Genomic DNA, 24,136 nt, shown 5'->3' on the forward strand with positions numbered 1-24,136 from the left:
AGCGGAAAACACGTGTACTGAACTGGGCGACGGGTTTAGCCCGCGCCTCGCACCGGCTGCAAGCGGGCGGACTGGTTCAGCGTTTACGTCTGTCGAACAGCTCGGGCTCGGTGCGGCCTTCCAGCCAGTCCATCTCCACGCTGCGCATGCGCGAGAGCACCGAGATCAGGAACACCGTCGACCAGCCCAGCAGGAGAAAGCCGTTCGCGCTCTCGATCGCCGCGACGATGCGCCAGCGGCTTTCGATGACCACCTCCCCGTATCCCACCGTGGTGAAGGTCGAGGTGGAGAAATAGAGCGCCTCCTCGAAGGTCTGGAACTCCCCCAGCCAGAGATAGACCACCGCATAGAGCCAGATCTGGATCATGTGGGTGAAGAACAGTCCCAGCGCGACGAACAGAATCACCCCGCCCTGCTGGAGTACGTAGGCGAGCGAGACGATACGTTTCGCCCGCGCCTTCATGATCCAGATGAGCACCGCCGTGCCGACGATCTGAACGACGACGGTCAGGGCGACCAGCGCGGTGGCGAGCAAAAGCGGTGCGGCGAGCATCTGGAAATCCCGAAACGGCGTGATGCGGCGCGATGCTAGCCTCGGCGAGGCTCCGGCGCCATGCTCGCCGAGACCGGACGGGCCGCAGAGCCCGCAAGGCGAGGAGGAAAGCCATGCCAGGGATCACCGTCAGGCCTGCAGGCGCCGCACTGGGCGCCGAAGTCACGGGCGTCGATCTGACCGCGCCGCTGGATACCGAAACCGTCGCCCGTCTCAGGGGCGCCTGGCTGGATCATCTGGTGCTGGCCTTTCCCGACCAGAAAATGAGCCTCGATGATCTCGAACGCTTCACGCGGTGCTTCGGCGAGTTCGGCGAGGATCCCTTCATCACGCCCATGCCCGATCGCCCGCACGTCATCGAGGTGCGGCGCGAGGCCGATGAGAAGGCCAGCGTCTTCGCTGCGGCCTGGCATTCTGACTGGAGCTTTCAGGAAACCCCGCCCGCGGGCACGGTGCTTTTCGGAAAGGTGATCCCGCCGGTCGGCGGCGACACGCTGTTCTGCAACATGTACGCGGCCTATGACGCCCTGCCCGACGCCACGAAGGCCCGGATCGAGGGGCTGAAGGCGGTCCATTCCGCCGGGCTCGCCTATGCGCCCGACGGGGTTTACGGCGAGAACGACGGGCCGGACCGGTCGATGACCATCCGCCCCGATCCGCGTGCGCACGAAACCCGCGCCCACCCGATCGTGAAGACCCACCCCGAAACGGGCCGCAAGGCGCTGTTCGTCAATCCCGGCTATGTTCGGACGGTCGAGGGGCTCTCAGACGAGGAGGCCTTCTTCCTGCTGGTGGAGCTCTACGAGGCCTGCCATGCGGAGACGAACGTCTACCGCCATAAGTGGCGCTCCGACATGCTGGTGATGTGGGACAATCGCTGCACCCAGCACATGGCCACGGGCGGCTATGACGGCCACGCCCGGCTTCTGCACAGAACGACCATCGCGGGCCCCTAGGCGCCTGTGGGTAGCGTCGCAGAACTTTGTTTACCCTGACTGCGGGGAGCGCCGGATCGCGCCGCCTCCTCGCGTATACTTTTCGAACCCCCGGTCGAAGGGCGCGGATTCGAAAAGGGCGTGATCATGAAACGTGCGATGAGGCTCGGCGCGCTCGCGCTCGCCGGCGCGATGATCCTTGCTGGCTGCGACGGCGGATCACCCGACGCAGCGCCTCCCCCGCCCGCGGGTACGGCCTCGCCGACAGGTCCGTTCGCCACCGCCCAGGGCACGGCGCAGTTTCTGACCCAGGCGAGCTTCGGACCAACACCGTCCGACATCGACCGGTACGAGGGCCGGTCGGCGTCCGAATGGTTCGAAAACCAGCTCGTGCTTCAACCGACCTATCTCAGCGCGCAATTCGACCGGCACATGGATCTCGTCATCGACGGCGGGTATTCGGGCTTCAGGGTCGCCTCGCCGACCATCCTGTTCTGGAAGAACGCGGTGGGCGCGCCTGATCAGCTGCGCCAGCGCATGGCCTTCGCCCTGTCGCAGATCCTGGTGGTCTCGGCGAGCAGCGGGCAGCTGCGCAATAATCCCGAAGGGATGGTCTACTACCAGGACCTTCTGATCGAGCACGCTTTCGGCAATTACCGCGAGCTTCTCGAAGACGTCACCTACTCCCCCGCCATGGGGTATTACCTGACCTATATCGGCTCGAAGAAGGCCGATCCGGACACCGGCCGCATGCCGGACGAGAACTACGCCCGCGAGCTTCTCCAGCTCTTCACGATCGGGGTGGTCGACACCGACATGCAGGGCCGGGTGCTGACCGACGGGGCGGGCCGTCCGCGCGAGCTTTACGGCAACGAGGATATCGAGGGCCTCGCCAGGGTCTTCACAGGCTTCGAATTCTCCGGAGACCGCTCGACCCCGGAAGGCCGCCGCGCCGCCTGGCGCCGCCCGCTGGAGATCGACCCCCGCGACCATTCAGAGGTCGCCAAGACCTTCTTGGGCTACACGATCCCCGCAGGCACGAGCGGCGAGGCCAGCGTGGACATGGCGCTCGACCACATCATGGCTCAGCCCACCCTGCCGCCCTTCATCGCGCGCCAGCTGATCCAGCGCTTCGTCACCAGCGCCCCCTCGCCCGACTATGTCGGACGCGTCGCGCGCGCCTTCGACGAAGGCCGCTACCAGTTGCCCAACATGGTCACGGTCGGCGACGGCCGGCGGGGCGACCTCGCCGCCACCATCGCGGCGGTGCTGTTCGACGAGGAAGCCACCGACGTCGAAGCCTCCCGCGCCGATCCGCGCTTTGGAAAGATCCGCGAGCCGATCCTGCGGCTCGTGCACTGGGCGCGCGCCTTCGGCGTGGACGCGAACGACACCGAATGGGTGTTCGACATCTACGACACCCGATCGAGCGACAATCTCGCGCAGAACCCCTATCAGTCGCCGTCGGTCTTCAACTTCTACCGCCCCGGCTATATCGCGCCGGGCACCGAGACCGGCGCGGCCGACATGACCGTGCCGGAGCTGCAGCTGTTCACCACCGCGACCGCGCCGGGCTACGTCAACTTCCTCGACAACTTCGTGCTCGCCGATCCCAACGAGCGCGACGCGTCGCGGATCGCCGACAAGCTCTCGAACCTGCGCGTGAACCTGTCCGCGGGTCCCGGCGTGAACGCCTGGGTCGCCGATTACGCTCAGGAGATCGCGCTGGCCGGCGAGCCCGAGGCGCTGCTCGACCGGCTCGATCTGATCCTCACCGGCGGAACGCTCAGCGCCGAAACCCGCGCCATCGTGCGCGAACATCTCGAAGCGGACGCCGCCTCCGGCGACACCAGCGCCGAAGCCGTGCGCGACCGGGTGCAGTTCGCGGTTCTGATGATCATGACCTCCCCCGACTTCCTGGTGCAGCGATGAGGCGCGCGATGACCGATCCCACCCGACGGACCCTGCTCGCCGGGCTCGGCGCCGGCGCGGCGCTGCTGCCGAGCTTTGCGGGCGTCCGCGCCGAGGCCGCCCAGGTCGGCGGCTACAAGGCGCTGGTCTGCGTGTTCCTGTTCGGCGGGATGGACGGGCACGACGTGCTCATCCCCTACGACCAGCCGAGCTATGACAGCTTCGCGAACCTGCGCTCGGCCATCGCGCCGGAGGCGACACGAGGCCGGTCGGTGCTGCTGCCGCTCGCGCCGCGCAACGGCGCACAGTTCGGCGCCCGGCAGTTCGCGCTGCCCCCGGAACTGGGCGGGATCAAGCAGATGTTCGACACCGGCCGGGCCAGCGTGGTCGCAAACGTCGGCCCGCTCGTCAGGCCCACCGACCGCCGCCAGTATCAGGACCGGGCGGTCGATCTGCCCCCGCGCCTGTTCTCGCACAACGACCAGCAATCGGTCTGGCAGGCGAACGCGCCCGAGGGCGCGCGCTTCGGCTGGGGCGGGCTGTTCGCCGACGCCGCCCTCGCCTCGGGCGCCAATCCGGGCGCGAACGCCTTCACCACGGTCAGCACGAGCGGGGATTCGCTATTTCTGACAGGCGAACGCACCGCGCCGTTCAATCTGGGCAGCCGCGGGCCCACCCAGATCCGCGAACTGCGCGACGCCGAGCGCCGCCGCGACCGCAGCGATGCGAACGAACAGGCCTATCAGCGCCTGCGCCGGCATTTCTCTGCGGCGGACTATCGGGGGAACAATCTGATCGCGCGCGACGTGGCGGCGATCATGGGCACATCGCTTGAAAGCAACGAAGCCTTCCTCGAAGCGGTCGCCCAGCCGCCCGTTCTGGGGACCGACTTCCCGGCCTCGCGCCTGGGCGGCCAGCTGCGCGTGATCGCCGAGACGATCGCGATCCGTGCGCGCCTCGGCGTGGGCCGCCAGGTCTTCTTCGCGGCCACGGGCGGCTACGACACCCATTCAAACCAGGTCCAGTCCATGCCGGCGCTTCTGGCCGAGCTCGACGCCGCGATCACCGCCTTCCAGTCCTCGATGGAGTATCTGGGCGCGGACCGGGACGTGACGCTGTTCACCGGATCGGACTTCGGGCGCACCTTCGCGATCAACGGCGACGGCACCGACCACGGCTGGGGCGGCCATCACTTCGTCGTCGGCGGCGCGGTGAACGGCGGGAACATCTTCGGCGATCCGCCCCCGCCGGGCTTCGACCACGCCTGGGACGCAGGCCGCGGCCGGCTCATCCCCGGGCTCAGCGTGGATCAGTACGCCGCTTCGCTGGGAAGCTGGTTCGGCCTGTCCGGCCCGGAACTCGAAGCGGCCCTGCCGAACCTTCGAAACTTCGACGCTCCGCCGCCGATCATGGTCTGAACGAAAAAGCGCGCCGGCCCGGGGGCCGGCGCGCCTGGTTCATCGTCAGCCGTGAGCCTTACTCGGCCGGCTTGACGAATTTCAGCGTCATGCGGTCGCTTTCGCCGATCGACTGGGGCGGATCGACGTCTTCGCCTTCGCTGTCGCCGGCGTTGGACGGCGCCATGGCCCACACGCCGCTCTCGTGATCGGCGGTGTCGGCGGGATTGGCGTTGATCTCCGAGCTGGCTTCAAGAGTGAAGCCGGCGGCCTCGAACGCCGCGACGATGTCGGACTGTTTGACGTAACCGCGGGAGCCGGTGGTCATTTCCGCGTCCATGTCTTCGGGCGCGCGATGTTGGACCACGCCGACCACGCCTCCCGGCTTGAGGAAGTCGTAGACGTCCGCGAGCGCGGTCTGCAGATAGTCGGTCTCGAACTTCGTCATATGGTGCAGCGCGCGTACAAACAGCACCGCGTCGGCCTGACCGTTCTGGCTGTCGGGGATCGAACCGAGCATGTAGGCGTCGATGTCCTCTGCCGAGATCGGGCCGAACTCGGCGAGCGCGGCCGGCGCGGTTTCAGGCCATGTTCCGTATTCGGACGCCCGCTCCTCGGTCCATCGTTCGCCAAACATCTCTTCCCACTGGTCGAGCGAATAGTTCAGCGCGATATAGCGGCCTTCCTCGGCGACGTAGGGGATAAGAACCCGAGCGTACCAGCCGCCGCCGGGCAGCGCTTCAGCCACGGTGTCGCCGGGCTCGATACCGAAGAATTCGAGCGTCTCGGCGGGGTTGCGGAACTGATCGCGCGCGCGGTCGCTGTCGCGGCGGGTGTCGGCGAGCACGGCGGCGAGCGGGTCTTCGCCCTCGCCGGCCATGGCGGTCTCCCCGCCCATGTCCGACGCCCCGTCTTCCATCGCTTCGTCTTCCATGCCGCCGGCGTCCATGCCGCCGGCGTCTTCGCCCGCGTCCATGGTTTCGGTTTCGGCAGAGGTGGTCTCGTCGACGGCGTCCTCGCCCTCAGGCGCGCCGCAGGCGGCGAGCAGCAGGGCTGCGAGCGCAGTGGTGCTGAGCAGGTGTTTCATGGGGTCCTCCCGGATGAATGGCGTCCGGGACCATGTTCTAGCCCAAGCGAAGCGGTTTCGCCCGCCTTTTCGGCAAAAAATTTCGTGATCAGACCACGCGCGGCGCGAGATCGAGCACGCCGGCGAGCTGTTCGAACCGGTGCCGCGCACGCTCGACCACCAGCGCCTCGGCGCCCGACGTCACCCGCAGGACGAGCTCGTCCTTCGTGCGCTCGAGCCTGAACGCGTCGAGCACCTTCGCCGAGCGCCCCGACAGCGCCGCGCCGAGCCGCAGCGCGAGCCCCAGACGCAGGGCTGCGTCTTCCTGGGACTCGTCGAGCAGGCGGCGCGAGGGACAGTCCTCGCCGCGCTGTTTCTTGCCGGCGTAGCGGTGGTGGATCGCCAGCGCCAGAAAGGCCCGCTCGCGATGCGTCGCGCCGCCGAACGGGGCGAACAGCGTCTGAGTGCAGCTGAGATCGGCGCGGTGATCGGGATGCATGCGCGCGCCCATGTCCGCGAGCCGGGCGGCGGCCTGGCGCAGGGTGCGGTCGCGCGCATCCGAAAACACCGCCGGCGCGGTCTCGAAGGCCGGCGCGATCCAGTCGCCCAGAAGCCGCCCGAAGGCGGGCTCGGGCGCAGCGTTGCGCGCCAGCGCTTCGGCGCCGGACAACAACGGATCGCCCTCGGTCACGAGGCTGAGATCCTTTGCGCAAACAACGCCCTCCCGAAGCCCGTTCGCGCTGAACACGACCTTGGTGAACCCGCCTCGCCGAATGATCCGGCGCAAAAGCAGCGCAGCGTAGGGAAGCATCGCGGCGCGCTTGGAGGACACGCCGGGCACGCTCGCGAGCGAGGTCTCGCTCTGGCTGACGGCGAACTCGCTGGTGCGGGTGACCTGCTCGGCGCTCAGCTCGAACTGGTGCAAGAGGCGCAGAGGGTAATCGTTCAGCGCCATGGCGAGCTGGGCGAAGGCGCGCCAGGCGCCGCCCACGGCGTAGAACGTACTGCCGCTGGTCTCAAGCAGAGGCCCGGCGCGTTCGAGCGCGTTGTCCACCTCGGTCTTGAACACCCGCGCGTCGCCCGGCTCGCTCATCACCGCGAGCGGACCCAGCGGCAGGGTGATCGCCTCGCCCGCCTTTCGGCCGTCGAGCCGGGCGAGCTCCAGGCTCGATCCGCCCAGATCGCCCGCCAGCCCGTCCGCGTCGCCGACGCCGGCGAGCACGCCCAGCGCGGAACGCCGGCCTTCCTCTTCGCCGCTCAGCACCTCGATCTCGAGGCCGGTCTCCTCCTTCACCCGGGCGACGAATTCCGGCCCGTCCTCGCAATCGCGCACCGCGGCGGTGGCGACGGCGTAGCGGTCCTCGATGTTCTTGGCGTCCAAAAGGATGGCGAAGCGCCGAAGCGTTCTCAGCGCCGCCTCGACCCCGTCGGGATTGAGCCGTCCGGTCTCGCGCGCGCCGCGGCCGAGGCCGGCCATGGTCTTTTCATTGAACACCGGCCAGAGCGCCCGGTCCTCGATGCGGAAGAGCACGAGGCGGACCGAGTTCGAGCCGACGTCGATCACCGCCGCGTCGCGGCGCTCGACGGCGGAAGTCGTCCCGTCCCTCACGCGCGCGGGCCGGGATAGGGGAAGGCCGGCGGCTGGTCGTTCTTCAGCGCCTGACCGCGGCCCGAGAGCGAGGGGTTGGTCATGAAGTAGTCGTGCGCGCAGAACGGATCGTCCACGCCCTTCACCGGCACCCGCGTGTAGGAGCCGTCAGGGTTCATGTACCAGGACTGGGTCTCGTCGTTCAGATTCGCCACCATGATCTGGTCTAGAACCTGTCTGTGCACCGTCGGGTTCTCGATCGGACACAGCGTCTCGATCCGCCGGTCGAGATTGCGCGGCATCCAGTCGGCGCTGGAGATGTAAAGCTCCGCGCTCGGGCTGGGCATGGGCGCGCCGTTCGCAAAGCAGGCGATGCGCGAGTGCTCGAGGAAGCGTCCGACGATCGATTTGACCCGGATGTTCTCAGACAGTCCCGGCACGCCCGGCCTCAGGCAGCATATGCCGCGGATGATCAGCTCGATGCGCACCCCCGCCGCGCTCGCCTCGTAAAGCTTGTCGATGACGCGCGGATGGACCAGCGAGTTCATTTTCGCCCAGACCGCGGCGGGCTTGCCGGCGCGGGCGTTCTCGATCTCCCGGTCGATCTTTCCCAGGATGAATTCGAGCATGCCGATCGGGCTGATCACCAGCTTTTCGAGCCCCTGGGGCCGCGCATAGCCGGTGACGTAGTTGAAGATCCGGCCTGCGTCCCGGCCGAAGGCGGGATCAGCGGTGAACAGCGACAGGTCGGTGTAAATCTTCGCGGTGATCGGGTGGTAGTTGCCGGTCCCGAAATGGGCGTAGGTGCGCAGCTCCCCGCCCTCGCGGCGCACGGCCAGCGAGATCTTCGCGTGGGTCTTGTACTCGATGAAGCCGTAGACGACCTGCACCCCGGCGCGTTCGAGATCGCGCGCCCATTTCAGGTTCGCCTCCTCGTCGAAGCGGGCTTTCAGCTCCACCAGAGCGGTGACGTTCTTGCCGTTCTCGGCCGCCTCGATCAGCGCGGCGATGATCGGGCTGTCCTTACTGGTCCGGTAGAGCGTCTGCTTGATCGCGACGACGTCGGGATCGGCGGCGGCCTGACGGACGAACTCCACCACCACGTCGAAGCTTTCATAGGGGTGGTGGACGATCAGGTCCTTGGCGCGGATCGCGGCGAACACGTCCCCGCCATGGTCCTTGATGCGCTCGGGAAAGCGCGGCTCGTAGGGGGTGAATTTCAGCTCCGGCCGCTCGTCGGGGATCATCTGGGAGAGCTGGGCGAGGCCCAGTATCCCGTCGACCAGCATCACGTCCTGCTTTTCCGCGTGCAGCTGCTGGACGATGAAGCGGCGCAGCTCCTCGGGCATGCTCGCCTCGACCTTGAGCCGGACCAGCACGCCGCGCCGGCGCTGTTTCAGAAGCTGTTCGAACTCGCGGACGAGGTCTTCGGCCTCTTCCTCGATCTCGATATCGCTGTCGCGGATGATCCGGAACGCGCCCTTGCCCACCAGCTGATAGCCGGGAAACAGCGCGTCCACGAACAGGATCAGGATCGTTTCAAGCGCGATGAAGCGCTTGACCGGCCGGCCCTGCCGGTCCTTGCGCTTGGTCGGGATCTCCACGAAGCGCTTCACGCCTGCAGGAAGCGGCAGAAGCGCGTTCATGATCTTGGAATCGCTTTCGCGCTTGAGCTTGAGCACCAGCGCGAATCCCAGATTGGGGATGAACGGGAAGGGATGCGCGGGATCGATCGCCAGCGGCGTGATCACCGGCAGGGTGTGGGCCAGGAAGTCGTCGCGCAGCCAGGCCTTCTCCTCGCGCGACAGATCGTCCGCGCCGACCAGGTGCACGCCTTCCTTCTTCAGCGCGTCGCGCACCTGCCGCCAGCTTTCCTGCTGGGCGTCCATCAGCCGGGCGGCCTCGTCGTTGATACGGTCGAGCTGCTCGGCCGGCGAAAGCCCGTCCATGCCCGGCCGGTCCACGCCGTTCCTGAGCTGCGCCCTCAGGCCGGCCACGCGCACCATGTAGAACTCGTCGAGATTGCTCGCCGAGATCGACAGGAAGCGCAGCCGTTCGAGCGCCGGGTGAGACGTGTTCGCCGCCTCTTCGAGCACCCGCCAGTTGAACTGAAGCCAGCTCAGCTCGCGATTGAGGAAGCGCCCCGGCGAGGCGGTGAGATCGCCGGAAGGCTCGCCCTGCGGGGCGGAGGATGCGCCTGGCGCGAGATCGGTCAAGGCGGGCTCCTTCCGGTCATAAAGCTCACTCGGTGGATAGTGCGGCCAGACCCTCGCGCGCAAGGGCGCGCGTGACCGGACCCTTGCGCGCCAGCGCCTCTCGGTCGAGCCAGGCCACGAAGGTGCGCGCGAAATCGACCGAGCGCTCCATGCGCGGCAGCACGTATTCCAGAACCCCCGCGCCGATCGGCGTGCGCCGGTCGCGAAGAAGCTTCTCCATCACCTGACGCAACAACTCGTCGTCGGGCTCATGCAGCACCGCGCGCTCCGAGGCATTCAGGCGCGAGAGCAGGTCGGGCAGGCCGATCCCCCAGTCCTCCGGCGCGCCCGACCCGGTCATCAGAAGCGTCACCCCGCTGTCGCCGGCGGCGCGGTTGATCAGATGAAACAGCCCCGTCTCGTCCACGCCGCGATCGACGTCCTCGACCAGCACCGACGCGCCGCGTCCCACCGAAGCGAGCGCTGCGCCGATCTCCCCAGCCGGCAGCGTGGTCGCCCGGGCGCGCGTGGTCCAGATCTTCGCCAGATGCGTCTTGCCCGCCCCGCGCGGCCCGGTCAGCAGCAGATGGCCCTGACGCCAGCGCGGCCAGCGGGCGACGAGGGCGCGCGCGGACGCGTTCGCCGGGCTCACGGCGAAGCTCTCGGCGCGATAGTCCGGCGGAAGGGCGAGATCGAGGGCGAGCTGGCTCGCGGCCATCAGCGGCGGCGCACCGTCCAGCCGAGTTCGGGATCCTCGGCGAAGTCCGCTCCGCGGGCCGCCAGCTCGGCGCGCACCTGCTCGCGCGCGCCGCGATGGCTCAGCGTCATCACCGCGCCGGTCTTCGACAGCGCGTCGAGCCGGGCGTTCTGGATAAGCGAGGCGCCGGCGACGGCCGACTGCAGCGAGCGCCATTCGCGCAAGCTGTCGAACAGCACGGTGACCTGAAGCTCGGCGAGATCGCCGCCGCGCACGATGGCGTTGCGCTTCCACTGCTCTTCCTGGCGCTGGACGATCCGCTCGGCGGCGGCCTCGAAGCCCGGCGCGGCGACGGTGGCGATCGATTCGATCTGCTCACCGTCTTCGGCGAAGCGCACGATGTCGCCGGCGGCGCGCACGCCGCCCTCACCGCCGCGCGCGCGGATCACCGCGACCGCTTCCGCGCCGTAGGCGTCGGCCAGCGCCTGCAATGCGAACGGATCGAGCGAGAGCGCTTCGTCCGCGCTGATCGAGCGATCGTCGGCGCGCAGCGGGATCATCGGCGTCAGCGCGTGTTCGAACCCGCCTTCGGCCCAGGCTTCGTACCAGGGACCCCGGCGCACCGCGGGCCCCGCCTCGCCGTCGAGCACCGGCACCACGAGGATCGGCGCAGCGACGCTTTGCACGTAAGGCACGCCAAGCGTGGAGAAATAATTGCGCACCTCGCGGGGGTCGAACTGCACCGTGATGCGGGCGCGGTAACGGGTGGAGGAGCGCTGCTCGTCGGCGATCTGCAGACCTGCGATCAGCCCCGCCGCGGTCTCCGCGGTCATCGGGGCGAGCTGGGCCTCCATCCGGTCTTCGGGCAGCGTCAGCCGGTTCACCAGGATGTTCGCCGCCCGGGTCTGGCCCTCGGCGAGCGCGCGGCGCTGGGCCTCGAAGGCGGTGTTCGCTTCGGCGTCGATCGCGATGCCTGAAACGGTGAACTGCGCGGCGGCCATGGACGCGGCGGCGATGACGCCTGCGACAGCGGCGGCGGCGGTCCTGACGATACCCAGCAAAGCCATGACGTCCCTCGGTGTTGTACGCTTCAGTGCGGACTATACGGTTTCGCGCGCCGCGGTGAAGCCCGCCGGGCGCCGTGACAGGCTCGCATGCGCCCTCGTTTGGCGTTATGCAGCGCGGCTGTGACGAAAAATGATCGGAGGCGTGCGTGTCGGACGCGAAAAACCCTGAGGGCCTGACCTACGCTGCGGCCGGCGTCGACATCGACGCGGGCGACGCGCTGGTGGACGCGATCAAGCCCCTGGCGAAGTCCACCGCCCGGCCCGGCGCGGACGCCGATCTGGGCGGGTTCGGCGGCGCGTTCGACCTCAGGGCGGCCGGCTTCAGGGACCCGGTTCTGATCTCCGGCACGGACGGGGTGGGCACCAAGCTCAAGCTCGCCATCGCCACCGGAAAGCTCGACTCGGTCGGGATCGATCTGGTGGCGATGTGCGTGAACGACGTGCTGGCCCAGGGCGCCGAACCGCTCTTCTTCCTCGACTACTTCGCCACCGGAAAGCTCGACCCTGCGCGCGGCCGCGACATCGTCTCCGGCGTCGCCGAAGGCTGCCGTCAGGCCGGCTGCGCGCTGATCGGCGGGGAGACCGCCGAGATGCCGGGCATGTACGCAGGCGATGATTTCGACCTCGCAGGCTTCGTCGTCGGCGCGGCCGAGCGCGGCGCGCTTCTGCCCCGGCTCGACGCGATGAAGCCCGGCGACGCGCTGGTCGGAATCGCAAGCTCAGGCCCCCACTCGAACGGCTATTCGCTGATCCGCCGCCTGGCCGAGCGCTCGGGGCAGGGCTGGGACGCGCCCTCGCCCTTCGGAGACGGGACGCTGGGCGAAGCGCTGCTCACGCCGACGAAGATCTATGTGAAGGCGCTGCTGCCGCTGATCCGCGAAGGTCTCATCAAGGGCCTCGCCCACATCACCGGCGGCGGCATCACCGAGAACATGCCGCGCATGCTGCCTGATCATCTCGGCTTCGAAGTCGATTACGACAGCTTCCCGCGCCCGGCCGTGTTCGACTGGCTGAAAGAGGCCGGCGGGATCGAGGAGGCGGAGATGCGCCGCACCTTCAATTGCGGGATCGGCATGATCTGCGCGGTCGATGCGAAGGACGCCGGCGCCGTCGCCGCCCGGCTGAACGAAGCGGGCGAAGAGGCGTTCGTGATCGGTGCTTTGAAGGCGGTCTGACAGTCATGGCGAAGATGAAAGTCGCCGTGCTCATCTCCGGGCGCGGCTCGAACCTGCAGGCGCTGCTGGACGCGTGCGCGGCGGAGGACTTCCCCGCCGAGATCGTGCTGGTGCTGTCCAACAAGGCCGGCGCGCTGGGTCTGGAGCGTGCGCGCAAGGCCGGCGTGGCCGCGACCTTCATCGACCACACCCTGTTCGAGGAGCGCGAGGCGTTCGAAAAGGCGCTCGACGACAAGCTGCGCGAGACCGGCGTGCAGCTGATCGCGCTGGCGGGCTTCATGCGCATCCTGACCCCGTGGTTCGTGGATCGCTGGAAGGATCGGATGATCAACATCCACCCCTCCCTCCTGCCCGCCTTCCGCGGCGTCTCCACCCATGAACGCGCGCTCGAACAGGGCGTGCGCATTCACGGCGCGACGGTGCACTACGTCCGCGCGGACATGGATGACGGCCCGATCATCGGCCAGGCCGCCGTGCCCGTCCTGCCCGGCGACGACGCGGACACGCTGGCCGCCCGCGTGCTCGAAGCTGAGCACCGGCTCTACCCCGCCTGCCTGCGCCTGGTGGCCGACGGCAAGGCGCGGGTCACCGCCGAACGGGTGAAGATCGACAAGGACGCGGCGGCGGACGGCGGCGGGCTGCTTTTAAACCCCGATCGCTGAGCGAAGGACCCTCGATGCGCGTCAATGACGAGATCACCATCGAGGAAGGCCTGATCGAGGAGCGCTACACCCGCGCCTCCGGCCCGGGCGGCCAGCACGTCAACACGTCCGAGACCGCCGTCCAGTTGCGCTTCGACATGGCGCGCAGCGACCTGCCCGGCCCGATGAAGGAGCGGCTGAGGCGGCTGGCCGGGTCGCGCCTGACCAAGGACGGGGTCGTGATCATCCATGTCGAGGACGAACGCTCCCGGGAACGCAATCGCGAGATCGCCCGCGCGCGCCTGAAGGGCCTGCTCGACAAGGCAAGCAAGAAACCCAAGCCCCGCAAGAAGACCCGCCCCTCGCTCAGCTCGGTCAAACGCCAGAAGAAAAAGAAGGCCGAACACGCCGAGAAGAAGGCGCTGAGGAAACCGCCGAAGATCGACTAGTCGCACCCCCGCCCGGCCCGGCGCTCCAGCTCGGCGCACAGAGCATCCGCGCCCGCCCGGTCGCCGCCGTCTCTCAGAAGGCCGGCGAGCCGGCTTGCGGCGTCGACATTGACCGGGTCGATCGCGAGCACCCTGCGGAACCAGAGTTCGGCCCGCTCGTCCGCGCCGGCGTCCAGATGGGCGTTCGCCACCCACAGGCCGATCTCGCTCTGCCAGGTCCGGATCGCCACAGGGTCTTCGGCGAAGCCGCGCTCCATCGCCTCGAAGGCGCGAGACATGTAGGCGAGCGCCTCGGCGTCGCGGCCGGTCAGCTGGGCGAGATCGGCGAGGTTCACCAGCGCGCCCCAGTCGTCCGGCGCGATGACCAGCGCCCGCTCATGCGCACGCCGGCCCGCCTCGAAATCGCGGCGGGCGGACTCTGCGAGCCCAAGCGCTCGCCAGGCCCGCGCATGGCCGGGAGCGATCTCGGTCGCCGCCTTCGCCAGCGCCGCGGCGCGGTCGATCGAGGCGCGCGCCTCTTCGGTGTCGAGCCAGCCCGAGGCGAGCGCTTCGCCCAAAGAGCCGCGCTCGGCCGTCAGCCCGTCCGGACCGCCGAATCGGATCGCCCGCTGGGTGAGCGCGTTCGCAAGGCCGGCCATCGCCGCCGCGTTCGCCGGATCCTCGGCGAGCGCCTGTTCGTAGAGCGCGAGCGCCGCCTCGTTGTCGGCCCGGGTGAACTGCATGTAGAAGCCGTCCGCCCGCGCGAGGAGCGCTTCTGTCCCCGCTGCGGACGCCGTCTCGGCGCTTTCCACGATGGAGGGCTGCCGGGTGAAGCTGTAGACCCCCACGGCGACGATGATCCCGACGAAGATCACGCCCGCGAGCAGCGTGAAACCGCGCCTGGGGGATAGATCGACGCGGGGAAATCCGACCGGGTCCGGCGGTGTCTCCTCGGTGTTCTGTCCCCGCTCGACCGCCGCGACGAGCCGCACCCCGCGCTTGGGAATCGTCTCGACATAGCGCGGCGCCTTCGCATCGTCGCCGAGCGCCTTTCTGAGCTTGAAGATCGTGCGCGAGAGCGCATCCTCGTTGACGATCACGCCCGGCCAGAGCGCCTCGGCGAGGGTCTCACGGCTGATCGTCTCGCCCGGCCGGCTCGCCAGAAAGACCAGCAGATCCATGACTTTGGGCTCGACGGACACGACCGCTTCGCCGCGCGTCAGCTGGTTTCTCGACGGCGTGACGTCGAAGTCGCCGACTGTGAAATTCGAAGCGCTCATCGCCGCTCCGCCATGGGCCGGGAGGAAAAGGTCAGGGCGTCAGGACCCTGCGGTCATGGCGTTTTTCGCCTCAACGCGCTTGCTGGGCAAGGCCGCGGCGCCGCCTCGCGCCGCCCTTTGACGGAGACCGAGATGAAAACCGCCATCGCCGCCCTCGCCGCCGGCCTCGCCCTCGCCGCGCCGGCGAAAGCTCAGGACCACTTCACCGCCGAGCAGGCCCGAGCCGAGCTCGACGCGCTCTATTCGGGTTTGAAATCAGCCCATTACGACCTGTTCGAAACAACGCCCCGCCGCGTCTTCGACCAGCGCTTCGACGAGCTCGGCCGCAGCTTCGAGACGCCCGTCAGCGCGGCCGATCTTCACGCCGGGCTGCAGCGCTTCACCGCGCTGGCCGGCCACGGTCACGCCCGGATCGAAGACCCCAACCCGGGCTGGCCGGCCTTCGCCGAAACCGGCCGCGTCTTCCCGCTCACCTTGGCCGTTCATGACGGCGAGGTGATCGTCGAAAGCGCGCCGGAGGGCTCGGCCGTCAGGCCCGGAGAGCGGATCGTCGCGCTCGAGGGCGAACCCAACCCGATCTGGCTCAACCGCCTGACCCGGAACATCTCTGCGGAGACGCCCGAACTCGCCTACACCCTGCTGACGGGGCGCCTGCCGCTTTATGTCTGGCTGGAGTACGGCGCACCGGAGAGCTTCGGTGTGACCGTCGAGCGTGACGGCGGCCTCAGCGAGGTTCGTGTGGACGCGGTCGATCTCGACACCTGGCGCGACACCGCCCCACCCGAGCCCGGCTTCACGCTGGACGGCCGCGAGGCGCGCATGATCGAGCCCGGCGTGGCCTATCTCAGGCCCGGCCCTTTCTACAATATCGAAGCGACCACCGAGGCCGAGGTCTTCGCGCCTGCAGCCCTTCAGCGTTTTCAGGCCTTTATCGATGAAAGCTTCACCGGTTTCATCGAGGCGGGCGCTCGGACCCTGATTCTCGATCTGCGCGACAATCCAGGCGGCGACTCCTCGTTCTCCGATCCGGTGGTGGCCTGGTTCGCCGACGAGCCGTTCAGCTTCACCTCCGATTTCCGGATCAAGGTGAGCCCGGAGACGACCGCAAGCAACAACCGAAGACTGGAAGGCCGCACGCCGGAAGAGGCTGGCGTGTCAGGGCGTTACGCGGAACTCTTCGCAAACGCGGAGAACGGCGAGATCGTCCGGTTCGACTTCCCTGTCGTTCCGCCGAGAGACGGCCTCAGGTTCGACGGGGAGGTTCTGGTCCTGGTTAACCGGCACACCTATTCGAACGCGGTGACCACCGCCGCCCTGATACAGGACTATCGCTTCGGCACGCTGATCGGCGAGCCGACCACCGACATGGCCACAGCCCTGGGCGCGATGGAACGGTTCACCCTGCCGCTGACCGGCTGGACGGTGGGTTACCCCAAGGCGCACATCATCCGCCCGAGCGGACGGGAAGACCTGCACGCCCTGACGCCCGACATCGAGATCGACATCCCGGCCGTTCGCGGGTCACGAGATCTAGCGCTGGAGGCGGCGCTGGAGCGGGCCCGGCGCTGAGAACTCGATTACTCCTCCCCCTCGATGGGGGAGGTGTCCTGAAGCGAAGCGTAAGGACGCAGGGGGTCGCGGCGCGAAGCCGTTTACGCGTGGCGCACGCGGCTTCACCCCACCCGATCCGGAGCTTCGCTCCGGCCCACCCTCCCCATCAAGGGGAGGGCGTAGAGACGGCGGCCCCATAGACCGTGACGGCGAACGAAAAACCCCGGCGCGAGGCTTCGCGCCGGGGTTTCACGTTCAGGCGCAAGCGCCGGATTTAGCCGACGATTTCGTCGTCGCTGAAGAAGAACTTGATCTCTTCGGCGGCGGTTTCCGGGGCGTCCGAGCCGTGCACGGAGTTGGCCTCGATGGATTCCGCGAAGGTCTTGCGGATCGTGCCTTCGTCGGCGTTCTCGGGGTTGGTCGCGCCCATGACCTTGCGGTAGTTCGCGATCGCGTCCTCGCCTTCGAGCACCTGCACCACGACCGGGCCGGAGATCATGAAGTTCACCAGGTCGCCGAAGAAGGGACGCTCCTTGTGAACCGCGTAGAAGCCTTCGGCCTGGGCCTTGGACATGTGGATGCGCTTCTGCGCGATGATGCGCAGGCCGGCGTCTTCGATCATCGCGTTGATCTTGCCGGTGATGTTGCGCGCGGTCGCGTCGGGCTTGATGATCGAGAAGGTGCGCTGCAGGGCCATCGGTAGAATTCCTTGAAACGGTGACGGGGAGGATGTCGCGGCGGCTTATAGCGGCGCTTCCTGCAGCTGTGAAGCCGTGCTAGGCGCGGGCGATCATGCTGCACGTCAACGACCTCACCCACCGCATCGAAGGCCGCGTCCTGTTCGACAAGGCCACGCTCTTCGTGCCCGCGAAGACCCGCATAGGGCTGGTCGGCCGCAACGGCACGGGCAAGTCCACCCTGTTCCGCCTGATCTTGGGCGACGCCAGCCCCGACGACGGCGAGGTGCGGGTGCAGCCCGGCGCCCGCGTCGGCACGATCGAGCAGGAAGCGCCCGCCGGCCCGACGCTGGTGATGGATTACGTGCTGGCCGCCGATAAAGAGCGCGCCGCCCTGCTGGCCGAGGCGGAAACCGCGACCGATCCGCATCGCATCGCAGAGATCCAGACCCGGCTGGCCGACATCGACGCGCATTCGGCTGAAGCGCGCGCCGGCGCGATCCTGCACGGGCTGGGCTTCTCCACCGCCGAGCAGGCGCGCCCCTGCGCGGAGTTCTCGGGCGGCTGGCGCATGCGCGTGGCGATGGCCGCGACCCTGTTTGCAAGCCCGGACCTTCTGCTGCTCGATGAGCCGACGAACTATCTCGACCTTGAAGGCGCGGTCTGGCTCGAGAACCACCTTCAGAAATTTCCCGGCGCGGCGCTGATCATCTCTCACGACCGCGAGCTTCTGAACGCCTCGGTGCACGCCATCGCGCACCTGAAGGACAGAAAACTCAGCGTCTGGGAGGGCGGCTACGACCAGTTCCAGCGCCAGCTCGCCGAGCGCCAGCGCCTTCAGATGAAGCTGATCGAACGCCAGGAGGACGAGAAGCGCCGGCTTCAGGCCTTCGTGGACCGGTTCAAGGCCAAGGCGAGCAAGGCGAAACAGGCCCAGAGCCGGGTCAAGCGGCTCGAGAAGATGCAGCCCATCGCCACGGTCGTCGAAGATCCCGTCGCGCCCTTCGAGTTTCCCGGCGCCGAGCGGCGCATGGGCAATCCGCTGGTGCGCTTCGACGAGGCGGCCACCGGGTACAGCGAGGACAAGCCGATCCTTACAAAGCTCGACCTCAGGATCGACACTGACGACCGGATCGGGCTTCTGGGCCGCAACGGGGCGGGCAAGTCCACCTTCGCCAAGCTGCTGACCGGCGCCCTGCCCGTCACCGCCGGCCGCATGGGCATGCACAAGAAGGCGGTGGTCGCTCACTTCGCCCAGCACCAGATCGACGCGCTCAGCCCCAAGCACTCCGCCTACGCCCACGTGCTCGAACGCATGGAGGACAACACCGAGGCCGAGCGCCGCGCGCGCCTGGCCCGCTTCGGCCTGCCCGCCGACCGTCAGGAGACGCCCGCCGAGAAGCTTTCGGGCGGCGAGAAGGCGCGGCTTCTGATGAACCTCATCACGTTCGACGGCGCGCATCTTCTGATCCTCGACGAGCCGACGAACCATCTCGACATGGACAGCCGGGCCGCGCTCATCGACGCGATTAACGCCTTCTCCGGCGCGGTGATCGTCATCTCCCACGACCGCAGCCTGATCGAGTCCTGCGTGGACCGGCTCTGGATCGCAGAAGGCGGCACGGTGCGGCCCTATGAGGGCGATCTCGACGACTACCGCCGGGAGATCCTGGCCGGCGAACCCAAACTGAAGAAAAAGGGCGAGGCAGCCGGCGGGCAGAAGACCGAAGCGCGCCGCAGCGCCGCCGCCGCTCGCGAAAAGCTCAAGCCCTTGAAGGCCGAAGCGGCGAAACAGGAAAAAGAGATCGAACGCCTCAAGGGCGTCCTTGAGAAGATCGACGCCGGCCTCGCCGTGCCCGGCCTCTGGGAGAAAGACCCCGCCCTCGCCGCGGAACTCACCAAGAAGCGCGCCCGCTGCGTGGAGATGATCGAGGCGGCGGAGAATGCGTGGCTGGAGGCTGAAGAGGCCTATGAAAGCGCGAAGGCTGAGGCGGGGGTTTAGCGGTACGGCTCCGTAAATGAATTCCCGGACAAGGCCGCAGGCCGCTGATCCGGGACCTTTTCGAGAATCTGGCGCCTCATCGGGCCGAGGTCCCGGCTCTGCGCCCGGATCGGGTCCGGGCTTCGGCCGGGAATTCATGGTGGGAGAGCGGGAAAGTCCGCTACCCGCACTTCACCTCGATCACCGCGCCGTCATCGCCGGTCACGACGTTCAGCCGCTCGGGCCGGTAGTCCATGGTGATCATGTCGCTGCGGCCGTAGACGCGATGCGGGCTGGGCAGGCTTTCAGTGTGGATCTCTCCGATCCGCTGGCCCACCAGCACCTGATAGGCGGCCGCCGGGCAGCTGGGCGAGCCGTCTTCGATCATGGGGCCGTCGCCAACGTCCGGGCCGCGCTCGCCGGCGATGACCGGCTCGCCGGACACGTCCGAAGCCGGCGGCGGCAGCGTCTGGCAGCCTGCGAGCAGAGCGGCGAGCACCATGGCGGCGAGACAACGCGTCATGCCTGTTTCTCCCAACGTCCGACGTCGTTCTGACGCCAGTAGCTGACGACGGTATCGGTTTTCTTCTGCGCCGCCCAGAGCGCGCGGGCGCGGGCGATCGCGGTCTCGTCGGAGGCTTCGAACATCACCACAACCCGCTCCCAGGGCTCGACGGGCCCCGGATCGGCGCCGTCGAGGCAAAAGAGCATGGTGGCGCCGTTGATGTTCTGAGGCGCGGGTGCGAGCAGGACGGGCTGGTCTGCGTCATGCGGCCCGCCCGCCTGGCCGTGCGGTAGGAAGCTGTCCTCGGCGAAGGTCCAGAGCGACTGATCAAGGCTCGCCAGGCGGGTGTCCTCGGGGCTGACCACCAGCGCCCGCCCGCCGCGCGCGAGCAGCTTGGACAGAAGCGCAGGCAGCGCCTCGTCCACGCTCTGGCGTTCGAGATGGTAGAACCAAAGCTCGGCCATTCCTGCCCCTTTTTCCTCCCCCGTTCACGGGGGAGGTGGACGGCGCGAAGCGCCGGACGGAGGGGGGAAGCGGCCTCCCCCCTCAGTCACCCCGGCGGGGGCCGGGGCGACAGCTCCCCCGCAGGCGGGGGAGCAAAGGCGCCGGCGGGTCTTACGCCTCGTAGTAATCGCGCACGAGCCGGTCGAGCAGGCGCACGCCGTAGCCGGTGCCGAAGGACGGGCAGCGCGGGTCTTTCGAGCTCGCGTTCATGCCCACGCCCGCGATGTCGATATGACACCAGGGCTTGTCGTTGACGAAGCGCTTGAGGAACTGCGCTGCGGTGATGGAGCCCGCGTTGCGGCCCTCGCCCAGATTCTTCATGTCCGCGACGGGGCTGTCGATCTGGCGGTCGTATTCAGGCCCGATCGGCAGGCGCCAGACGGTCTCGTCACACGCCTTGCCGGCCTTGAAGATGTTGTCGGCCAGCGTGTCGTCGTTGGAGAAGATGCCCGCATGCTCCTGACCCAGCGAGATCAGGATCGCGCCGGTCAGCGTGGCGAGATCGACGATGAATTTCGGGTCGAACTCCTGCTGGCAGTACCACAGGCAGTCGGCCAGAACGAGGCGGCCTTCGGCGTCGGTGTTCAGGATCTCGATGGTCTGACCGCTCATCGAGGTGACGATGTCGCCCGGGCGCTGGGCCTTGCCGTCGGGCATGTTCTCGACCAGCCCGATGATGCCGATCGCGTTGACCTTCGCCTTGCGGCCCGCGAGCGCGCTCATCGCGCCGACCACGGCGGCCGATCCGCCCATGTCGCCTTTCATCTCGTCCATGCCCTGGCCGGGCTTCAGGGAGATGCCGCCGGTGTCGAAGGTGACGCCCTTGCCCACGAAGGCGACCGGCTTGTCGCCGGACTTGCCGCCGTTCCACTTCATGACGACCATCTGGGACTCCTGAGCGGAGCCCTGCCCGACGCCGAGAAGCGCGTGCATGCCGAGCTTCTTCATCTCCTTCTCGCCGAGCACCTCGATCTCGAGGCCGAGCTTGTCGAGCTTCTGGACGCGGCGCGCGTACTCTTCCGGGCCGAGCACGTTGGGCGCTTCCATGACGAGGTCGCGGGCGAGCTGCACGCCTTCGGCGACGGCCTCCCAGTCCTTCCAGGTCTTCTTGGCGGCCTTGGAATCGTCGACGACGATCTCGACCTCGGTCAGCGAGGGCTTCTTGTCGTCGGAGAGCTTGGTCCGGTACTTGTCGAAGCGGTAGGCGCCCAGCGTGGCGCCCAAGCCCGCCCGCGCCGCGCCTTCGAGGTCGGCCGCGCCGTCCAGGCGGATCGACAGGCTTTTAACCCCCGAGGTCAGCAGCGATTTAACGATGCCGGCGGCGGCCTTTTCGAGCGCGTTGCCGTCCACGTCCTTTTTCTCACCGAGGCCGAACAGCACGATGCGGGCCGCATCCACGCCCGACGGGGCGGCGATCTCGAGCGTCTGACCAGACGCGCCGGTGAAGCGGGAGGCTTCGATGGCGCGGGTCAGCGCGCCCGAGGCGTCCGAATCGAGGCCCTTGGCGGCTTCGGACAGCGTCGTGCCGGCGTAGACCGGAACGGCCACGGCCTGGCCCGAAGCGGAATCGGCGAACTTGATCTTCATGTCGGTCCTTTCGATGGATGCGGGCGCGTGCCCGGAGGATTTCCGATCCGGACGCGCCGCGAGAATTCGGTCGGCGGCAAGAGTGGTATCGCATCGAAACCCGCGTTAGAAGACGGCGCGTCACACTTCGCCGTCCGCCCGTACACGGGCAGATTTCCGGGGCCCGCCGATGAACCTGTTCCAGCGCTACGTCTTCAGACAGGCGCTCTGGCCGTTCCTGGCGGCGATCGCGGCGCTGACCGGCCTGGCGGTGCTGACCCAGTCGCTGTCCAATCTCGACCTGATCGTCGAGGACGGCGGCGCGGCGCTGGCGTTTTTCGGCATCACGCTTCTGGCCATGCCGCAGGTGATCGCGCTGATGACGCCGATCGCTCTGTTTCTGGCCTGCGCGATCGCGTTCAACCGGCTTACCGGCGATTCCGAACTCACCGTCGGCGCTGCGGCGGGGATGAGCCGGCGTCAGCGGCTGTCGCCCTTCATCCGGCTCGCGGTCTACGTCACCCTCGCCAATCTCGTCGTGAACCTGTTCGTGCAGCCCGCCAGCTTCCGGCAGATGCGCGAGCTGCTCTACGAGATCCGTACCGACGTCGCGGCGAGCTTCATGCGCGAGGGCGAGTTCGTCAGTCTGGGACAGAACGTCACCTTCTACACACGCGAGATCGGCGACGGCGCGATCATGTACGACGTCTTCATCGAGGACGGGCGCGGGGCGCAATCGGTGGCCTATTCCGCCCGGCGCGGCGCGGTGGCGCGATCGGACAGAGGCCCGGTGATGCTGCTCGAAGACGGCGTGCGCACCGAGCTCGACGCTCAGGGCGCGCTGTCCAGCCTCACGTTCGAAAGTTCGGAATTCGACCTGTCGGTCTTCATCGACTCCACGGCGCAGTTCGCGTTCAAGGAAAGCGACAAATACCTCCCTGAACTGCTCGATCCCACGCCCGCGGACATCGCCCGGTCGGGCTCCAAGGACGACCTTTACGCCGAGGGCCATTACCGGCTCTCCGCCCCGCTCTACAATCTCGCCTTCGCGCTGATCGCCGCCGCCGCCTTCATGGCGCCGCAGCATCGCCGCACCGGGTATACGAAATACCTCATCGCTGCGGGCGCGACCGCCCTCATCCTGCGCCTGATCGGGTTCGCAGTTCAGGCCGCCGCGTCATCCGACAGCGGCCTGAACGCCCTGCAGTACGCCGTTCCGGTCGCAGGCGGGCTGGGCGGGATCTACATGATCGCCCGGCGGGGCCTGCGCGACAGGCTGATGCGCCGGCTTCCCCTCAGGCGGGCGCGCCCGGCATGACGCGGCTGTTCCGATACGTCTTCCTGCAATCGCTGATCGGCGTGCTCGGCGCCGCGGCGGTGATCCTCGCGGTGATCGTGCTCGTCGACTTCGTCGAGACCTCGCGCGACATCGCCACCCGCGCGGAGATCAGCCCGTTCCAGGCGCTCGAGCTCACCTTGCTCAAATCGCCCCTGCTCGTGCAGGAGACGCTGCCTTTCATCGTGCTGTTCGGCGTTCTTTTCACCTTCTTCAGGCTCAGCCGGCGCAGCGAGCTGATCGTGATGCGCGCCTCGGGCGTCTCGGCCTGGCGCATTCTCGCACCGGCCGCCCTGCTCGCGATCGCGCTCGGCGTGTTCAGCGCCGGCGCGCTCAACCCGCTCGGCGCGACGGCGAACGCGCGGTTCGAAGCGCTGCGCGACGAACTCATGCAGGGCCGCACCGGCGCGCCGCGCGGCGAAGCGGGGGAGATCTGGCTGAGGGAAACCCGGCCGCAGGGCTTCGTGATCATCACCGCCGCTTCGGTGGACGCTGATGCGGCGCGCCTGATGGCGCCGATCTTCCGCGAGTATGTCCGCAACGAGACCGGCGCCCCGCGGCTCGAACGCCGCGTCAGCGCCGACAGCGCCACCCTGCGCGGCGGCTTCTGGGTGATGGAGAACGCCGTCGAGGTCGAACCGGGCGGACGCACCGAAGCGCTCGGCGAAGTCGCCGAACCGACCGACACCCGCCGCCAGGCGCTGTTCGAACGTGTGCGCACCCCCGGCGCGACGTCGTTCTGGGCGCTGCCCGGCGTGATCGCCTCGGCGCAAGCGGCCGGGCTGTCGAGCCGGCCCTATGAACTAAGACTGCACGGGCTCATGGCTCAGCCCCTGATGCTGCTGGCGGCGGGCCTGCTGGCGGTCGCGGCCACCTTCCGCATGCATCGTCAGGGCGGGGCGGCGGCCTTCGCCGCGATCGGCGCGCTCGCCGGTTTCGTGCTCTACTTCGTGCAGGAGCTCCTGCTGGGCCTCGGCGCTTCGGGCGCGCTCGACCCCGTCACGGCGGCCTGGAGCGCGCCTGCATTGTTCGCCCTGTCCGGGCTTTTATTCGTGTCGGCGACCGAAGACGGCTGACATCACA

21 protein-coding genes are annotated in these 24,136 nt (G+C 68.3%); 10 read left to right on the forward strand and 11 right to left on the reverse strand.

The genetic code is table 11. The annotated features are described in order from the left end of the window. Positions 1-76: 76 nt before the first annotated feature. Positions 77-553 carry a potassium channel family protein gene (locus ABL308_13700; GenBank protein XBQ15997.1) on the reverse strand — a complete coding sequence of 159 codons (477 nt, stop codon included), beginning with the start codon at positions 551-553 and terminating at the stop codon, positions 77-79. A gap of 113 nt (positions 554-666) precedes the next feature. On the opposite strand from ABL308_13700, the gene ABL308_13705 reads away from it, so the two are divergent. The 3 genes from ABL308_13705 (at position 667) to ABL308_13715 (ending at position 4,817) form a co-directional block, all read left to right on the forward strand. After that, positions 667-1,509 carry a TauD/TfdA family dioxygenase gene (locus ABL308_13705; GenBank protein XBQ15998.1) on the forward strand — a complete coding sequence of 281 codons (843 nt, stop codon included), beginning with the start codon at positions 667-669 and terminating at the stop codon, positions 1,507-1,509. A 126-nt stretch (positions 1,510-1,635) separates the two neighbouring features. After that, on the forward strand, positions 1,636-3,420 hold the full coding sequence (locus tag ABL308_13710; protein ID XBQ15999.1) for a DUF1800 domain-containing protein: 1,785 nt from the start codon (positions 1,636-1,638) through the stop codon (positions 3,418-3,420). An 8-nt stretch (positions 3,421-3,428) separates the two neighbouring features. Beyond that, a complete protein-coding gene (locus tag ABL308_13715) occupies positions 3,429-4,817 on the forward strand; it encodes a DUF1501 domain-containing protein (GenBank protein XBQ16000.1) in 1,389 nt (462 codons plus the stop codon). A 58-nt stretch (positions 4,818-4,875) separates the two neighbouring features. Here the strand turns inward: ABL308_13715 and ABL308_13720 are convergent, their stop codons facing one another. The 5 genes from ABL308_13720 to ABL308_13740 all read right to left on the reverse strand — a co-directional run bounded on the left by ABL308_13720 (position 4,876) and on the right by ABL308_13740 (position 11,409). Next, a complete protein-coding gene (locus ABL308_13720) occupies positions 4,876-5,883 on the reverse strand; it encodes a methyltransferase (GenBank protein ID XBQ16001.1) in 1,008 nt (335 codons plus the stop codon). 88 nt (positions 5,884-5,971) lie between these two features. Continuing rightward, positions 5,972-7,471 carry a Ppx/GppA family phosphatase gene (locus ABL308_13725; protein XBQ16002.1) on the reverse strand — a complete coding sequence of 500 codons (1,500 nt, stop codon included), beginning with the start codon at positions 7,469-7,471 and terminating at the stop codon, positions 5,972-5,974. Beyond that, on the reverse strand, positions 7,468-9,666 hold the full coding sequence (locus ABL308_13730) for an RNA degradosome polyphosphate kinase (GenBank protein XBQ16003.1): 2,199 nt from the start codon (positions 9,664-9,666) through the stop codon (positions 7,468-7,470). The genes ABL308_13725 and ABL308_13730 overlap by 4 nt, the downstream gene beginning before the upstream one ends. A 25-nt stretch (positions 9,667-9,691) precedes the next feature. Beyond that, positions 9,692-10,363 carry a hypothetical protein gene (locus ABL308_13735; GenBank protein ID XBQ16004.1) on the reverse strand — a complete coding sequence of 224 codons (672 nt, stop codon included), beginning with the start codon at positions 10,361-10,363 and terminating at the stop codon, positions 9,692-9,694. Then, the gene (locus ABL308_13740; GenBank protein XBQ16005.1) at positions 10,363-11,409 is read right to left on the reverse strand and encodes a DUF2066 domain-containing protein; all 1,047 of its coding nucleotides are present in this window, start codon (positions 11,407-11,409) and stop codon (positions 10,363-10,365) included. The genes ABL308_13735 and ABL308_13740 overlap by 1 nt, the downstream gene beginning before the upstream one ends. Positions 11,410-11,555: 146 nt before the next feature. On the opposite strand from ABL308_13740, the gene purM reads away from it, so the two are divergent. The 3 genes from purM to arfB are packed head-to-tail and all read left to right on the forward strand — an operon-like array spanning position 11,556 to position 13,674. Beyond that, positions 11,556-12,584 (forward strand): phosphoribosylformylglycinamidine cyclo-ligase, encoded by a 1,029-nt coding sequence (gene purM / locus ABL308_13745; GenBank protein XBQ16006.1) that lies wholly within the window; start codon positions 11,556-11,558, stop codon positions 12,582-12,584. Positions 12,585-12,589: 5 nt separating this feature from the next. After that, the gene (gene purN / locus ABL308_13750; GenBank protein XBQ16007.1) at positions 12,590-13,246 is read left to right on the forward strand and encodes a phosphoribosylglycinamide formyltransferase; all 657 of its coding nucleotides are present in this window, start codon (positions 12,590-12,592) and stop codon (positions 13,244-13,246) included. Between the two features lie 14 nt (positions 13,247-13,260). Then, positions 13,261-13,674: an alternative ribosome rescue aminoacyl-tRNA hydrolase ArfB gene (arfB, locus tag ABL308_13755; protein XBQ16008.1), complete on the forward strand. Its 414-nt coding sequence runs from the start codon at positions 13,261-13,263 to the stop codon at positions 13,672-13,674. Here the strand turns inward: arfB and ABL308_13760 are convergent. Then, positions 13,671-14,933, reverse strand: a complete 1,263-nt coding sequence (locus tag ABL308_13760; protein ID XBQ16009.1) for a winged helix-turn-helix domain-containing protein — start codon at positions 14,931-14,933, stop codon at positions 13,671-13,673. The two genes, arfB and ABL308_13760, sit on opposite strands and share 4 nt — an antisense overlap. A 132-nt stretch (positions 14,934-15,065) precedes the next feature. Here ABL308_13760 and ABL308_13765 point away from each other — a divergent pair, with 132 nt between their 5' ends. Then, complete coding sequence (locus ABL308_13765; GenBank protein ID XBQ16010.1) at positions 15,066-16,502, forward strand: S41 family peptidase; 1,437 nt, start codon at positions 15,066-15,068, stop codon at positions 16,500-16,502. A 256-nt stretch (positions 16,503-16,758) separates the two neighbouring features. Here the strand turns inward: ABL308_13765 and ndk are convergent, their stop codons facing one another. Then, positions 16,759-17,181, reverse strand: a complete 423-nt coding sequence (gene ndk, locus ABL308_13770; protein ID XBQ16011.1) for a nucleoside-diphosphate kinase — start codon at positions 17,179-17,181, stop codon at positions 16,759-16,761. Between the two features lie 95 nt (positions 17,182-17,276). On the opposite strand from ndk, the gene ABL308_13775 reads away from it, so the two are divergent. After that, a complete protein-coding gene (locus ABL308_13775; GenBank protein XBQ16012.1) occupies positions 17,277-19,163 on the forward strand; it encodes an ABC-F family ATP-binding cassette domain-containing protein in 1,887 nt (628 codons plus the stop codon). 160 nt (positions 19,164-19,323) lie between these two features. Here the strand turns inward: ABL308_13775 and ABL308_13780 are convergent, their stop codons facing one another. From ABL308_13780 to ABL308_13790, 3 genes are all read right to left on the reverse strand, one after another. After that, a complete protein-coding gene (locus tag ABL308_13780) occupies positions 19,324-19,665 on the reverse strand; it encodes an I78 family peptidase inhibitor (protein ID XBQ16013.1) in 342 nt (113 codons plus the stop codon). Beyond that, entirely contained in the window at positions 19,662-20,111 is a 450-nt protein-coding gene (locus ABL308_13785) for a DNA polymerase III subunit chi (GenBank protein ID XBQ16014.1), read from the reverse strand. Before ABL308_13785 ends, ABL308_13780 begins: the two co-directional genes overlap by 4 nt. A gap of 151 nt (positions 20,112-20,262) precedes the next feature. Then, positions 20,263-21,738: a leucyl aminopeptidase gene (locus ABL308_13790; protein XBQ16015.1), complete on the reverse strand. Its 1,476-nt coding sequence runs from the start codon at positions 21,736-21,738 to the stop codon at positions 20,263-20,265. Between the two features lie 169 nt (positions 21,739-21,907). Between ABL308_13790 and lptF the strand changes: the two genes are divergently transcribed. Together lptF and ABL308_13800 are read left to right on the forward strand one after the other, a co-directional pair. Then, positions 21,908-23,035, forward strand: coding sequence for an LPS export ABC transporter permease LptF (gene lptF, locus ABL308_13795; protein ID XBQ16016.1), 1,128 nt, complete (start codon positions 21,908-21,910; stop codon positions 23,033-23,035). Beyond that, positions 23,032-24,129 (forward strand): LptF/LptG family permease, encoded by a 1,098-nt coding sequence (locus ABL308_13800; GenBank protein XBQ16017.1) that lies wholly within the window; start codon positions 23,032-23,034, stop codon positions 24,127-24,129. Before lptF ends, ABL308_13800 begins: the two co-directional genes overlap by 4 nt. The last annotated feature ends 7 nt before the right edge of the window (positions 24,130-24,136 follow it).

The organism is Oceanicaulis sp. (genome assembly GCA_040112665.1).
Classification (GTDB): Bacteria; Pseudomonadota; Alphaproteobacteria; order Caulobacterales; family Maricaulaceae; genus Oceanicaulis.

Excerpts from the sequence above, each read along its gene's own strand:
- ABL308_13775 (XBQ16012.1), top strand. The coding sequence starts at position 17,277 with ATGCTGCACGTCAACGACCTCACCCACCGCATCGAAGGCCGCGTCCTG.
- ABL308_13765 (XBQ16010.1), top strand. The coding sequence starts at position 15,066 with ATGAAAACCGCCATCGCCGCCCTCGCCGCCGGCCTCGCCCTCGCCGCG.
- ABL308_13705 (XBQ15998.1), top strand. The coding sequence starts at position 667 with ATGCCAGGGATCACCGTCAGGCCTGCAGGCGCCGCACTGGGCGCCGAA.
- ABL308_13735 (XBQ16004.1), bottom strand. The coding sequence starts at position 10,363 with ATGGCCGCGAGCCAGCTCGCCCTCGATCTCGCCCTTCCGCCGGACTAT.
- ABL308_13780 (XBQ16013.1), bottom strand. The coding sequence starts at position 19,665 with ATGACGCGTTGTCTCGCCGCCATGGTGCTCGCCGCTCTGCTCGCAGGC.
- arfB (XBQ16008.1), top strand. The coding sequence starts at position 13,261 with ATGCGCGTCAATGACGAGATCACCATCGAGGAAGGCCTGATCGAGGAG.
- ABL308_13720 (XBQ16001.1), bottom strand. The coding sequence starts at position 5,883 with ATGAAACACCTGCTCAGCACCACTGCGCTCGCAGCCCTGCTGCTCGCC.
- ABL308_13760 (XBQ16009.1), bottom strand. The coding sequence starts at position 14,933 with ATGAGCGCTTCGAATTTCACAGTCGGCGACTTCGACGTCACGCCGTCG.
- ABL308_13700 (XBQ15997.1), bottom strand. The coding sequence starts at position 553 with ATGCTCGCCGCACCGCTTTTGCTCGCCACCGCGCTGGTCGCCCTGACC.
- purN (XBQ16007.1), top strand. The coding sequence starts at position 12,590 with ATGGCGAAGATGAAAGTCGCCGTGCTCATCTCCGGGCGCGGCTCGAAC.
- ABL308_13710 (XBQ15999.1), top strand. The coding sequence starts at position 1,636 with ATGAAACGTGCGATGAGGCTCGGCGCGCTCGCGCTCGCCGGCGCGATG.
- ABL308_13785 (XBQ16014.1), bottom strand. The coding sequence starts at position 20,111 with ATGGCCGAGCTTTGGTTCTACCATCTCGAACGCCAGAGCGTGGACGAG.
- ABL308_13800 (XBQ16017.1), top strand. The coding sequence starts at position 23,032 with ATGACGCGGCTGTTCCGATACGTCTTCCTGCAATCGCTGATCGGCGTG.
- ABL308_13790 (XBQ16015.1), bottom strand. The coding sequence starts at position 21,738 with ATGAAGATCAAGTTCGCCGATTCCGCTTCGGGCCAGGCCGTGGCCGTT.
- lptF (XBQ16016.1), top strand. The coding sequence starts at position 21,908 with ATGAACCTGTTCCAGCGCTACGTCTTCAGACAGGCGCTCTGGCCGTTC.
- ABL308_13715 (XBQ16000.1), top strand. The coding sequence starts at position 3,429 with ATGACCGATCCCACCCGACGGACCCTGCTCGCCGGGCTCGGCGCCGGC.
- ndk (XBQ16011.1), bottom strand. The coding sequence starts at position 17,181 with ATGGCCCTGCAGCGCACCTTCTCGATCATCAAGCCCGACGCGACCGCG.
- ABL308_13740 (XBQ16005.1), bottom strand. The coding sequence starts at position 11,409 with ATGGCTTTGCTGGGTATCGTCAGGACCGCCGCCGCCGCTGTCGCAGGC.